General features: G+C 50.1%; 8 protein-coding genes. 1 reads left to right on the top strand and 7 read right to left on the bottom strand.

Features of this window, described 5'->3' with window-relative positions:
* Positions 1-38: 38 nt before the first annotated feature.
* The 7 genes from FQ185_RS11900 to FQ185_RS11870 all read right to left on the bottom strand — a co-directional run bounded on the left by FQ185_RS11900 (position 39) and on the right by FQ185_RS11870 (position 10,056).
* The gene (locus FQ185_RS11900; protein ID WP_149417610.1) at positions 39-2,072 is read right to left on the bottom strand and encodes an HAD family hydrolase; all 2,034 of its coding nucleotides are present in this window, start codon (positions 2,070-2,072) and stop codon (positions 39-41) included.
* Complete coding sequence (locus FQ185_RS11895) at positions 2,069-3,265, bottom strand: glycosyltransferase (protein WP_149417609.1); 1,197 nt, start codon at positions 3,263-3,265, stop codon at positions 2,069-2,071. The genes FQ185_RS11900 and FQ185_RS11895 overlap by 4 nt, the downstream gene beginning before the upstream one ends.
* A gap of 43 nt (positions 3,266-3,308) precedes the next feature.
* Positions 3,309-4,604, bottom strand: a complete 1,296-nt coding sequence (locus FQ185_RS11890; protein ID WP_256730401.1) for a hypothetical protein — start codon at positions 4,602-4,604, stop codon at positions 3,309-3,311.
* A gap of 170 nt (positions 4,605-4,774) precedes the next feature.
* On the bottom strand, positions 4,775-6,820 hold the full coding sequence (locus tag FQ185_RS11885; protein ID WP_149417608.1) for a glycosyltransferase: 2,046 nt from the start codon (positions 6,818-6,820) through the stop codon (positions 4,775-4,777).
* Complete coding sequence (locus FQ185_RS11880; protein WP_149417607.1) at positions 6,820-7,896, bottom strand: bifunctional 2-polyprenyl-6-hydroxyphenol methylase/3-demethylubiquinol 3-O-methyltransferase UbiG; 1,077 nt, start codon at positions 7,894-7,896, stop codon at positions 6,820-6,822. The genes FQ185_RS11885 and FQ185_RS11880 overlap by 1 nt, the downstream gene beginning before the upstream one ends.
* A gap of 11 nt (positions 7,897-7,907) precedes the next feature.
* The gene (locus FQ185_RS11875) at positions 7,908-9,236 is read right to left on the bottom strand and encodes an ABC transporter ATP-binding protein (RefSeq protein ID WP_149417606.1); all 1,329 of its coding nucleotides are present in this window, start codon (positions 9,234-9,236) and stop codon (positions 7,908-7,910) included.
* Positions 9,226-10,056, bottom strand: a complete 831-nt coding sequence (locus FQ185_RS11870; RefSeq protein ID WP_256730402.1) for an ABC transporter permease — start codon at positions 10,054-10,056, stop codon at positions 9,226-9,228. The genes FQ185_RS11875 and FQ185_RS11870 overlap by 11 nt, the downstream gene beginning before the upstream one ends.
* Before the next feature lie 1,455 nt (positions 10,057-11,511).
* On the opposite strand from FQ185_RS11870, the gene FQ185_RS11865 reads away from it, so the two are divergent.
* Positions 11,512-13,506: a nucleoside-diphosphate sugar epimerase/dehydratase gene (locus tag FQ185_RS11865; protein ID WP_149417605.1), complete on the top strand. Its 1,995-nt coding sequence runs from the start codon at positions 11,512-11,514 to the stop codon at positions 13,504-13,506.
* Positions 13,507-13,574: the final 68 nt, after the last annotated feature.

Genomic DNA, 13,574 nt, shown 5'->3' with positions numbered 1-13,574 from the left:
GAGATTGCCGGTTACTCACTGTTGGCAAGCCTGAGCAGCTATCGTTTACGAGACTTCATCCGATAGCGTTTGACCGCGTTGGCCACTGTGAAGAGAGCAATAAGCACGGTTTTGTGCACGGGGCCAATTCCATTGAGATGCTTGATTCCGGAGGTCCATTGAACTCGACGGATGTAGTCAATCACCTGCCGACGCGCAGTGCTACTGAATGGGGAAAGAAAGATCGTAGATAATGCCGGAGCCTGATTTTTCTGGAAGATATCACCGAAACCAAAAACGTCGTGTTGAGGTGTATGGATGAAGATCTTTGCCAAGTCAGCATCCGGATTGACACTGAGTTTTTTCCAGATATGCACAGCAGAAGCACGCAGCTCCGCGGAGCCCACTACATAACGCTCCAGGTACGGTCCCCATATTTGGGCAGCCAGTGCGACGCCCTCCTGGAAGTGAACAGAAAATTCACTATGAGATCTATTTTCCTCGGCTGAGACGTTGCGATACGCAGTAACTTTTCCTTGCGACCTTACGTACCTCTCCGTGCTGCCCATGTTTGATGTGCACAGCATTTCAAGTACAGCAAACGCTTCAAACAGCTTGCCTGTATCAGCATCAACCTGCTCATCAGCACCGTAGGCACGCTTTGAAACATTCGATGTTTGGGGATTTAGCATCTTTCGCAGACCAAGATACATCCCGTGAAAGTGTGTAGCAGGCTTTATCCGCGCAAGATTGTCCTGGATTGTCCCGCGCCAGCCAATATCAACCAGGCCGACTTTGTCGTTCTGGGAAATACCTTTTTCTGTAAGGTATTCATTCAAGAGCTCACGCTGTTCCAGTATTTTTTCGTTGACGGCAGCCGTGAATGCCGGCGCCCGGATCAGCTTGCTTAATGACTCGTTTTCATCAGGACGCTCAATAACATCCGAAGCCTGTAACCCAACCTCAGATAAAAGATCAGCAAAGTCAGCGTATTCCAGACCCAGCGTTGAAAACAGCCCGGAAACCTTTTGCGAGCGGTTTAGGCGCCAAATGCGGTTGAACTCATCATTCGAGACCTCTTCCATTGAAGCGACGAACGTAGAAAGTCGACTGACCTCCAGCTCAACATGTACTGGTAACCGGTGCCCGAAAAGCTTCTGATCTGGGAAGACAATTTCGTATATACGGCGAAAAAACTCGCCTTCTCGGGTAAGAAAGAATACTTGATCCAGACGCTGAGCAATTGCCTGCTCGGCAATCCACAAGGCGAAGCCCAAGAACAGTGGAGCGGCCTCTACTCCGAAACGAAACGCTGCAGCTTCGGTCTTTTGCTGCGGAAGCATTGACGACGCAACTGCTTGGATGCTGAGCTGTCGAAGATGCTGGAACAACGCCTCACGCGAAGCAAACAGGCGCTCGCGCTCTTTCCTGGCCGCGTGAGATTTGTCCGGCACGAATGAAATGCCGGTAACGCCCAGTTGCGCCGGGGACTCTACATCCGACCACGGATGATCGCCTACATGCACATGTTCGTGAGGAGCGATCCCGTAGACCTCGTGCACATGCTTGAACAGTGTTCCTGAGCGTTTATTCAAGCCCACATCGCACGAGCTCACGCCATTCTCAAAGAGATGACTGAGCCCCTTCTGCTCGAGCAAGTGTTTGAGCATGTCAGAGGTCATGTAGAAATCAGAGAGGAATATCGTTCTTTCGGCAGAGTGCTGCTTGAGAAACTCTTCGATATCTGGATCCTGAAAAGTACGGCGCACTTCTACTGAAAGCTCATAGTCGGCAAAGCGCTGGGGGAGACTCTCATCGATGGAAGAGAGCAGAATTGTCTCCAGCCATTCCTTGAGCACATGAACGATTTCGTACTCTTCGTTCTTGTTTGCTTCTCGAGCCTTCCGCGCAAGACGGGCTTCTGTATCCACCCGTGCCTGATAGATATCCCAGTAGCCCGTGTACAGCGGTTTGAAGTGTCCAAACAGCTCGAAAAATACATGAGCAGCAGTCGCCAGCTTGATGCATTCAGGGTGGCAATCTCTTCTAAGCAAGGTATCCCAGACATCAACTGTCTTGATTTTGTAGGTCATCGTACTTTTCGCCCACCAAAAATCACTTCAGCCACTGCTTCCAGCTGTTTGATCCGAAGCTTGAGCCACGCGGGGAGTTTGGCGGCAAGTTCACTGAGTTTATGACGGCGAACGACCCAACGATTTGAATTGAGACGCTGCTTCTCCTGAACGGAGTACTCGTTGAACGCCTTTACAGTCAACTCTGTAAAAACAGATTTTTCCATGGGCGGACCTTCAAGACTCTTCTCTACCCATTCGCAGAAGTGAGTTGAAGAGTCATGCCAGGAAGGCCAAATGTCGGCCGTCTGGCGCGCTCCTTCCTGAAGCCGTGAAAGCTCAGTACGGTCGCATATGAGTTTTTTCAGGACACTGACGACGCCGTCAGTGTCACCCGTGGAGACTACGACCGCATTTTTCCCGTTAACGATATATTCGTCATGTCCGGAAACATCAAAGACTACGGCGGTGCCGCCACAGTGAAACAGCTCGAGCGGCGGACCAAACATTCCTTCAACCGTACTGAGCTTGATCAAAATATCGCAAGAGCGATAAATTTCGGCAGTCTTGACCATGGGGACCCGGGAAAACACCCGCGAGACTCCGGGAAGCCACTTGATGGGGGAGCCCGTGAGTACCCAGATGTCTTTCGCGCCGGCTTCTCTGGCTAATCGAACACCCAAGGCCGTATTTTTGAAGGAGACACCAAAATGTCCCTCCACGAGAATTCTGGGTTGCGCATCAGTAGGGCGAGGAGCGCTTGTGACACCCGTTTGTGAGTACACATCTTTGCGAACACCGTTGCGTACCAGAGTGGTATCCCGATTGAAATCGTCTTTCAGGTAATGCTGGATCCACGTAGCTTCAGTCACGTAATCGATTGGGAAGTAGTAGGTAGCGTCAACCAAAGCACGTAATGGCGCTTCCGATTCAGGATAAAACCTGGACTCGATCGACTGTACGAAATACGCATACCTTCTGGCGTCGAAATTGCCAAGCTCAAAAGCGGTTTTCCACCATGTGGCGATGACCAGGTCGAAAGACTCTTGCTTGGCCTCTTCTATGGGCAGACAACGAAGCTTCGGCGCTTCGTCATGCCAGGAAAGCGTCGCCGCCGAAAAAGGTTCTTGAACCGCCAACGTGACGTCGTATCCATGATTACGTAGGTAGCTGGCATGTTGAATGATGACATAAGTGCCACCGCTAATGGCCATCGAGCCTACGAGAAAGCAAATTCTTCTATCGTTCAATTTATGATTACTTCTGAAAATAGCGGATTAATCCATATAAGTTGGCTATTGGGCGGCCAACCCGCTCATCGAGCTTCTTCCATGGCCAGAACCCAAGCAATCCTCGTCCCCTGCGCCTCAGGACGGTGAGCATGAACTTCAACCTATCAGAAAAGCTCGGAACCTTGTGCGCGCCGGTAAAGAAAGAGCGCTCAAACACACCGTAGTTTTCAACATGAAATACTGAAGAAAACCAGTCGATCTCGAACTGTGAAGGTTGGAAAACCAAGCGCGCGTGGCTGCGAGCGATCTGCTCAAGACGTAGCGCCTGCGTACCGGGTTGCAGTGTCATAGCGTCCAGCAACTGGTTGTAACGAGCGAAGATGTGACGCTGAACAGGAAACACTAGGGCCTCCAGCATCTCTTGCTCATGGAACGTGTCATGGACGGCACTAGCCCTACCATTAGTGTCTATTTGGTAGCTGGCCGCTGAGCCATGATTTGCTGCTAGGAGAATTTCGAACAGGGCGCGATTTTCATTAAAGACATGAAACCGCGACGTACGGCCTGCAATGGAGGAAAACAGAAGGCCGTGCTTGTGATTCGCAGAACCTTCCGCCCCTGGCGCTATAAGTCCGATGTAGTAGCCCGTAACTGATTTGACTGGCGATGCCGGTCCTTTGCACAATAACGCGTAAAGGTTGTCCTGAATCGTGCCCTTCCAGCCGACGTCCACGACCACAAGCTTTTCGGGAACATCACCTTCCGAGAGGGCAGAAAGATACTGCCCAAATGCCTTTCGACGATTCAGCCGTTGCTCGTCATATACCGCAATGAATCGCGGCAACGCCTTAAGTCGCGAGAAGAGGTCGCTTTCGGGAAAGTCTTCTTGCCTTTGATTCGACTGTTCAGTCGTCAGGCCCAGCAAGGCCGACAGCTCTGTGCAGAAATCATCCAGCCCAAGGCTCGAGAGAAACTCCAGCAGCGACATTCGCTGATACTGCCTGAAAAGCGTTTCGAACCGCTCTTGGCTCAACACGTTCAGAGAAGGCAGCAGCGTTGATCTGCGAGAAACCTCCAGATAACGGCTCTGAATCGGGACACCCACGCGAACGCAATAGCAGTCGAACATTTGCTTGAGCGGTTGTCCCTCTCTGGAGAGAAAGAATACCTGCTTGACGCCGTTCTCGATGAGTTTGCGATGCAGTTCGCTCACCCAATACAGGAGCGTGTCTGCCATTTCTCCAAAAAGTTCGAACGAATCAGATCGTCCTTCAAAGCTAGCTCCTCTGATGTCACTCATCGTTGATGGAGGTTTTTTCACTGGATATATTCCGTGTAGTGGGGGCGATTTCAATTAGCGTTTTGAGGAGTGGGATGGCAGATAAGGCTGGTATGTCCGGTAGACTGCGATACCGGAATGACTGCGCCAACCATTCGCTCAAACCGTTTTGCATGCCGCAGGCTGATCCAAACCTGCGGCATCCCCTGCTCTCAAGTACGGCTGTCGATCGCTGTTAGGCTTTCAAAGTACTGACCAAACTTTGCAGCTTTTATAGACCAGTCCCACTCTTTGATTCTTTCAACGTTTTCTGTTGAAAGCCGAGTCAGCAACGCAGGCTCTTCGACAAGCTTGCGGATACTGGCCTTGAGCGCTTCGACCGTTCTCTCTGGCAAGATAAAGGCTTTCTGCAACTCTCCGAAAGCCTGCGGCACGATGCCGACATCAGTACTGATAACCGGTACCCCACAGGCCATCGCTTCCAGAACAGGGTTAGGCGTGCCTTCTATCTTCGACGTACACACATAGACGTCGATCTTTGTGTAGTAGTTAGGCATCTGATCATGGGGAATGAATTGATCCTGTCGGTCAGCGAACAGACTTTTTACAGTAATACCTTCTTGCTGAAGTTGCTCAATTGCTGGCTTGAGGATCGTATTCACGCCTTTGAAGTCTTCGAGCTCTGCCGCCCACTTACTGTTTCCAACCCAGCCAATTACCAGTTCACGCTGACCGACTTCTTTAAGGCGTTCAATATTCATGGGCATGAATTTTGTCAGGTCGACACCATCCTCAATTACGAGGGTGGGTTCCGGATAGCCGCTTACTTTGGAATAAATGCGGTTTAACTTTTCAGAGCCCACAGTGTAGCCAGCGACTATCTCGGTAAAAAGATGGGCGCGGCCACTGAGTTCGTCTTCTTCCAGAAGCAGGTGGTCGTAAACACTTGTGCTTAGCTTTTTAGTGGCAATAAAGCGCTCATGGAACAGCTCATATGGCATGCCAAGGCTTTCAACATAACTTTTGTAGTACGGCGTACCGATAAGTGTTAAGTGTTCTCTCCAGAAGAAGTGCACGATGTCGCAGTCTTCGGTCATCATGAACACTTTGTCGATGTTGTCGATGATATCCATCGGTATCACAACGAAATCAAACTGCCCACTCAAATAGCGTTCCAGTTGCCGGGCGATATTTCCAAACGCCCAGTTATCTGTATCGATGATCAGTGCGATTTTCGTCTTTTCACGTTCTACCGGTACCGCTTTTACGGGAGCGGAAATGTGTTCGGCTTCATTATTGAGACCCAGTTCATCGTGCCGTGACTGGACCCAATGGTCTACCGCATCACCCCAGATCTTGAAGCCGTGTTTTGCCTCAAGATGCATCGCAGACTTGTGAAGAACACCGCGAGAAAAACGCTCTTTTTCATAGTTGCGATCAGCGTCTGAATCAGGTGTTGGGTGGTCATGCACCAAAGCGCATACCGATGCGCAACCGACTTTGTAGCCCTGCTGGAACAGACGTACCGAAAAATCGATATCCTCGAAGCCAACAAACATACCTTCGTCATAACTACCGACACGAGCGAACGTGTCCTTGTTAACGACGCAAGCACCACCAAACAGGAAAGTCCCTAGGAACGGCTGACTGATAACGTTCTGTATTTTTGTCTGCAGGGAAGCGCTTCCAGCACCGATATGAAGTTCACCCTCTTCATAGGACACAAAAACGTGGCCGCCCCTGGCGAAGATCGTTTGACCATCTGGATCCAGCAAGGGAAGGCTCATGAAATGACAGCCAAGGACCGCTAGATCGTGCTGAATCTGCATTAGCGGATTCATCGTGAAGTAGATATCGTTGTCCAGACACATCAGCCATTCCGTCGTAACGTGTGGAATGGTTCTGTTACGGCCGCCTGAAACACCGAAATTTTGCCCAAGCTCAACAATACGTGTCCGGAAACTCAGCGTTTTGCACGCCTCGCTCATTTGCTCGATTTCGTCTGCCGAAGAGCCGTTATCGACAATCAGCACTTCACCGGCGAAGTGCGGCAAGAACTTTTCAATGGACTTGAGCAGCTTGATCGATAGCGACGAGCGGTTCATCGAAAGGAAAGAGATCGTTAGGTTCTCGCCACTACTGCCGATATTTGGCCCTGTCTCCCGACAGGCATCAGCCGCTAATAGAGCGTGTGCCTTGTCATAAACGTAGAGCCCGCGCGAAAGCCCCGGGATGATATCCAGCCCCAGAACTTTCATTAGTTAGGGCTCCTGCGAACAATTCTGAAGACCTTTTTTATCAACGCTCGAGCAGGGCGAGGAACCAGCCCTCCCAAACGGAGATAACGGTAATAACCGACTCGCATTTGATCACGCTCTGCGCTCACTCTTGCCACTTCAGCCTGAAGCGCGTGCAATCTTTCTTTTACCAGTTCGTTTTCCGTCAGCGTTGCCTGATAGTTAAGTCGTGTTTTTCTCAAGTCCGCCTTAAGCGTATCAGTTCCCATTTGAAGGGTCGTCACCTTCAATCGTTCGTCCACAAGCAATGTACCGTCCATTGCCTGAACCATGCGCGCATAAGCGTCCATACTGATTGGGAAAACAGCAGCACCATTAGTGATTTCAGGCGCATTCCAAATGCCGAAATAATAGCTGCAATTCTCAGTATTAAATTCTGGTTTTTCACCACCATTTACAAGGTATGCACCTTGGACTGAGTTGAATTTCATCCAGCTATCGGGAACAGTTTCATAGTCTCGCTCGATATCTAGCGACGTTGAACCGAATCCAAAGACTGCGGTTCCTATGCTCCAATTGACGTTGTCTCCCAGTACGCTGCTGGCGAGCTGCTGAAACTCTTCGAATCGGTATTTTCGCAAGTGGTACGGGTTACGCTGATGCTCTTCCGGAAAATACCAATAGTCATTTGGGCAACTAATGATAATGATCGCGTCTTTTTTTGCGACGCGTTTCAGCGATTGTAAATAGGCTGCCGGATCTTCAATGTGCTCAATGGTTTCACACGAAACGATGACGTCAAAGTACTCGGACGGAAACCTGTCTTCGATGGTTGTTGCGTCCGCGGCAGTAAACTCTATCCCTGGACCACCAAATGAACGAGTGGCGCGATTCACTGCATCGACGAACACATCTACACCGACGACCTCTTCGGCTCCGGCCTGTTTTAAAAGATAGCTTCCATAACCCTCGCCGCAGGCAATATCCAGGACTCGCTTGTTTTTAACAAAGGGCGTGGCAACCGAATATCTTGCGAAATGGATTGACGCTTCTATGTTCGCTCTCTCTGGAGCAGAGTTGATATCTAACCGTTCCATTTGTGGCCTATTCAAATACTGTTGAGGTCGTTTGGTTGAAAATTCCACTGTCGCGGAAGGCTTAACATGCCAACCGCTTTGAAGTTGTCTTCAACACGGAACGAGCACGCATTTTTTGCTTCTGCGTAAGTTATGAATCCAACGTTGTCGTTAATTGCTACCCGCCATTTGTACTGACCGCTCAGCAGGGGGAGATCTGCAAAGTCAATCGATACGGTTCCTGCGCTTGAGGAACGGTAGGCCGGGATTTTGTCCATCAATGTGGTAGCGCCACATAGATACAACTCATCATGTCTATATAGATTGAAGACAAAACTGATCTCTTTCGGCGGTGTATCAACTAGTGCGACAAAATCAAAACACACGCTCACGGATTGCCCGGTTGTCACGGTATCCAGAGCTGTGCCTTCGGTGTCAGTCAGGCGGACATCAGTAATTTTAAACAGCTGATCTGCAGACTCGCTGTTACTTAGAGATGCTTTGGGGGCAGCACTTTTTGGCCTGCTGGCATCTGGCTCGACAGATTCTGAAGTGTCGTGACTTTCAGCGGCCGCTGCTGCCAGCGTGGCTGCGAATGCTGCGGTAGTGCTTTGAGCAACCTGCGCCTCCATTTCGATCATGTATTGATCTATGACTCTAGGTGCAGGACCGAACATGACTTGTCGGCCTTCTTTGAGGTACAACGCTCGTTCACATACCGACTTAACTTGATACTGGTCGTGGGATACAAAAAGGATGGTGCAACCACGATCACGTATTTCATAAAACTTCGAAAGGCAACGTCGCTGGAATGCCGCATCACCGACAGCAAGAATTTCATCGACGATCAATATTTCGGGTTCAACGTGAACAGACACCGAGAATGCAAGCCTGGCAAACATACCGCTCGAGTAGTGTTTTACAGGGCTGTCGATAAACTGTCCAATATCAGCAAAACCGGCAATTTCATCAAACCGATTATCAATTTCTTCTTTCGATAATCCAAGTATCGATGCACTTAGGTAAACGTTCTCACGCCCTGTGAACTCTGGATTGAAACCAGAGCCGAGTTCAAGCAAGGCTGATAAGCGACCCTGACGCTCTACGTGACCATGCGAAGGAGTAAGGGTTCCGCAGATGATCTGTAATAGCGTGGACTTGCCAGAGCCGTTACGCCCCACAATACCGACGGTTTCGCCTTTCTTTACATTAAAGTTGATATCCCGCAACGCCCAGAACTCATCGCTGGGATTAGTAGCGCCTTTCCAGAGAATTTGCTTCAGTCGGTCTTGTGGTTTTTCATAAAGATGATAAATCTTTGAGACACCTGCAACCGAAATTGCTAAGTCATTAGAGGACATCAGCAAACCCCTTTCTTGTCTTTTGGAACCAGATATAGCCTAGCCATGCAATGATGACTGCGCAGAGTGTGTAAACCGCTAAACCCTGAAAGTTTGGGAGTCTCCCCCATATCATCACTTCCCGTGCTTGCTCAATAATGAAGGTAAGCGGGTTAATCATTAGCCATGGACGTATGGCCGCAGGCAATGATGTGGCAGGGTAAAAAACCGGGGAAAGAAACATTAGCACGGTGGTGAAAAGACCAATAGTTTGAGCCACGTCGCGTAAGTAAACACCCAGCGAAGCGAGGAACCAGGCAGCCCCCAGCGAAAGTATAATCAGTGGCAATATTACCAGCGGAATAAATACAGCGGTCCATTGAATAAAGCCGTTGAAAACCAAGAAAGCGATCAATAGAACAGCAAGACTTACCGTTGCATGAAAAAGTGCCACGCCAATACTGATGGCTGGAAGAATTTCAATAGGGAATACAACTTTTTTGACGTAATTAGCATTGTCCAGGATCAGTCTTGGAGAGCGATTCAGGATTTCAGAGAACAAGCCGTGAACGATCATGCCTACGAACAATATAACGGCAAAGTCAGTCTTGCTATCGGTCCCGCCCGTGCCCCAACGTGATTTGAACACTACTGCGAAAAAAAAGGTGTATACCAACAGCATCAGCACCGGGTTAAAAAAAGACCACGCCAAACCCAGCATCGACCCGCGATACCGTCCGATTACTTCTCTCTTTGTCATTTGCAGAGTGAGTCGGCGGTTGCGCCACAAACACGATATCAAGGTGACCGGAGAAACTGAATGCTTGCTGTGTGGATTGATCGGTGTTGCCTTTTGCATCGATACACTCACTTTTTGAATCCTTTGGGGGGTTGCTCTGCCTGCGTCAATAACCTGCGTGCATAGTTTCAGTGCAGAGTTCAGCACACCAATCTGATTATGTGCTTGCGAATGCCGGATCGGCATCGCGAGCCACCTCACCATCCCAGCGTGGCCTAGTATAAGCGAATCACAGAGACAATTTTTTTTTCAAGGATTGGTCGCCGAGAGGGTATGACGCTTTGTTGCGGAAAATGCTGCAGGTTTCCATAAACACTCGCTGAGGAACTGAATCCTCCTATTTTACGCAACAAGAGCTAAAATCTCGCTGTTGAAGAGGGCGTGGGTAGTAAATAATTTGAGTGGATCCGCCAAAAAACTCTTGCCAGTGTCGGTGCAGCGAGTGATTGGAGCCTTGGATAGATTCTGCTTCCTCTGAATAGATCCGAGGCTGTTTCGGGGGCGGTAACGCACGATCGATACTTTCTAGCGAGCCTGATTTTTTCTTTATACGATAAAGCGCACTGACGTTAATCCGCGTTGTGTCGAATTGGCACCCCAGCGGATCTCCAGATCTATTTCCCAAAGCACCTTCGGTGGCTATTTTTCTTGGTTGAACCATGATAGGCACTCGCCCCTTGGAGGCGGCAGAATCCAAACGTATGGGAGCAAGTGTAACACCCTCGAATTAAGTCGTATAACCCCTAAATTATTCGTAACCGTTAATGATCCCCACATTCAAACCGAGACCTGATCTCCGGTGATGGTGCCCGATTTTTTGTCGGGAACCAGCCGGTCATCATGCGCCCGGCGCCATAGTGAAACAGTCGATTTCTACCTCAAATCAGTTGGTTTCCGAAAATCCATCGACGGTCTCGTTGCCCTGGCGGAGCTGGATATCTAAAGTAGCCGCGTTCGACTTGGTGTTTTTCGTTTTTCTCAATGGCCCTTGCAGCAGAGCCGAAGGTCGCTCATCTCGCAGAACAGAATACGCTGTTGCGTCAGCGCTTGTTTGTCCGTAGGTGGGGGCGCGCCGCTGACTTGGTAGCACCACTCTCGCGCTCTTCAGTGAAGTAGAAAGCATCGCCGCCTGTTGCTGTACAGGCCGATGAGGAAGTCGTCATGTCGGCAGGCCTGCCGCTTATCGAGGTCATCCACGAATTGCCCGAGCATGAGCGGGTCTGCTATTGCGAGTGTCGCAAACATGTCGTCGGCGAAGCTCTCATATAGACGTGTAAGCGGTTTTGTGATCCTCTGCCTGAGTCAGCTTGGCGCAGAATCAATTTTTGTTAACAGCCTTAGTCGTTGAACGTCCTGCAGGTATGCATGCATATGGTGTGCGATCATTGATCCGTGGGCAGTCTCTATCGTCAGGATTAAGGTGATGAGGTGGGATGTTAATGTACAATGACTTATCAGATCTAGTGATGAGGGACAGGCCTGGTAGGTCAAGTACTTATGGATAAATTTAGAGTTTTTTTGCTGGGTCTGCCTCGTAGGCAAAAAAGATTGTTACAGGTGGCCACTGATACGGTGCTGGTTTGGTTTGCTCTATGGCTTGCCTTCATCGTTCGTCTGGGCATTGATGGCATGTACAATCCTCTAAAGGTTCATTTCTGGCTCTTCGTGTGCGCGCCAGTGGTGGCTGTCCCTCTCTTCGTCCGCTTCGGTATGTACCGGGCGGTCATGCGCTATTTTGGCAACGACGCGTTGATTGCCATCATCAAGGCAGTCAGCCTGTCATCGCTGCTCCTTGCGGTTGTTGTCTATTGGTACAGCAACCACGAAGCCGTGGTGCCACGTTCCATTATCTTCAACTATTGGTGGTTGAGCCTCGTCATCATTGGCGGACTGCGTCTTTGTATGCGCCAATATTTTATGGGTGACTGGTTCACCGCTGCCCAGCACGTTCCGTTCACCAATCGTGACAATGGCCTGACCAAGGTGGCCATTTATGGAGCTGGTGTTGCGGGCAATCAACTTGTTGCTGCTCTGCGTATGGGCCGGGTTATGCGGCCTGTCGCTTTTATCGACGATGATACAAGCATTGCGGATCGTTCGATTGCTGGCTTACAGGTTTACAAGCCCAAGCATATTCAGCAGATGATCGAAGTGACGGGGGCGGAGGAGATTCTTCTGGCTCTGCCATCGTCTACTCGCGCGCGACGTCGGGAGATTCTCGATCTTCTGGAAGGCTTTCCTCTTCACGTTCGCAGTGTGCCAAATTTTACTGATCTGGCCAGCGGTCGGGTGACGGTCGATGACATCCAGGAGGTTGATATCGCCGATTTGCTGGGGCGCGATTCGGTTCCGGCACAACCCGATCTGCTGGCGCGCTGTATCAAGGGTAAGACGGTGATGGTAACGGGAGCTGGTGGTTCGATTGGCTCGGAGTTGTGCCGGCAGATTTTTTCCATTGGTCCGACCACGCTTTTGTTGTTCGAACATAGTGAGTTCAATCTTTACAGCATCTTGTTCGAGCTTGAGCAGCGTATTGCTCGTGAGTCGCTGTCTGTCCGACTATTGCCTATCCTTGGCTCCATTCGTCATCCCCATAAACTTCTTGATGTAATGAAGACCTGGAATGTAGACACGGTCTATCACGCAGCCGCGTACAAACACGTTCCCATGGTTGAACACAATATCGCCGAAGGCGTGCTGAATAATGTGATTGGAACACTCAATACCGCTCAGGCTGCATTGCAGGCAAGTGTTGCGAACTTTGTACTGATTTCCACAGACAAGGCAGTGCGCCCGACCAATGTGATGGGTAGCACCAAGCGGCTGGCCGAATTGATCCTTCAGGCGCTGAGTCGGGAGATTGCACCGGTATTTTTCGGCGATAAGGCTAACGTATCGCGGGTAAATAAAACCCGATTCACGATGGTCCGGTTTGGTAATGTACTGGGTTCTTCCGGTTCAGTGATTCCTCTGTTTCATAAGCAGATCAAGTCGGGTGGGCCGTTGACGGTCACCCATCCGAAAATCACCCGTTATTTCATGACCATTCCCGAGGCGGCGCAACTGGTAATTCAGGCTGGATCGATGGGGCAGGGCGGTGACGTGTTTGTGCTCGATATGGGCGAGCCGGTGAAGATTGTCGAGCTGGCGGAGAAGATGATTCACCTTTCGGGTCTGAGCGTTCGCTCGGAGAAAAATCTTCACGGTGATATATCAATCGAATTCACCGGTCTGCGCCCGGGCGAAAAGCTTTACGAAGAGTTGCTGATTGGCGATAACGTGGCAGCAACCCCGCATCCAATGATTATGAGTGCCAATGAAGAACACCTGTCTTGGGAGGTACTCAAGGCCAGGCTGACTGAACTGCTTGCTGCTGTTGAGCTGGATGACTACTCTCGGGTTCGTCAGTTGCTGCGCGAGACAGTCAGTGGCTACACACCGGATGGCGATATCGTCGACTGGATTTACCAGCAGCGTCGCCTCGAACCCTGATCACCCACATATATGACTCACCTTGAAAGCAGCGGGCTTTTTACGTCGATGGATGGGTCGCTAAAGAT

This window comes from Pseudomonas sp. ANT_H12B, assembly GCF_008369325.1.
GTDB lineage: Bacteria > Pseudomonadota > Gammaproteobacteria > Pseudomonadales > Pseudomonadaceae > Aquipseudomonas.
Note: the sequence above shows the minus strand (reverse complement) of the source record. Positions and strands in the feature narration are given on the sequence as shown.

Bases quoted from the DNA above. Each gene is read 5' to 3' on its own strand.
- FQ185_RS11865 (WP_149417605.1), top strand. From the start codon at position 11,512: ATGGATAAATTTAGAGTTTTTTTGCTGGGTCTGCCTCGTAGGCAAAAA.
- FQ185_RS11895 (WP_149417609.1), bottom strand. From the start codon at position 3,265: ATGGCCATTAGCGGTGGCACTTATGTCATCATTCAACATGCCAGCTAC.
- FQ185_RS11880 (WP_149417607.1), bottom strand. From the start codon at position 7,896: ATGGAACGGTTAGATATCAACTCTGCTCCAGAGAGAGCGAACATAGAA.
- FQ185_RS11900 (WP_149417610.1), bottom strand. From the start codon at position 2,072: ATGACCTACAAAATCAAGACAGTTGATGTCTGGGATACCTTGCTTAGA.
- FQ185_RS11875 (WP_149417606.1), bottom strand. From the start codon at position 9,236: ATGTCCTCTAATGACTTAGCAATTTCGGTTGCAGGTGTCTCAAAGATT.
- FQ185_RS11885 (WP_149417608.1), bottom strand. From the start codon at position 6,820: ATGAAAGTTCTGGGGCTGGATATCATCCCGGGGCTTTCGCGCGGGCTC.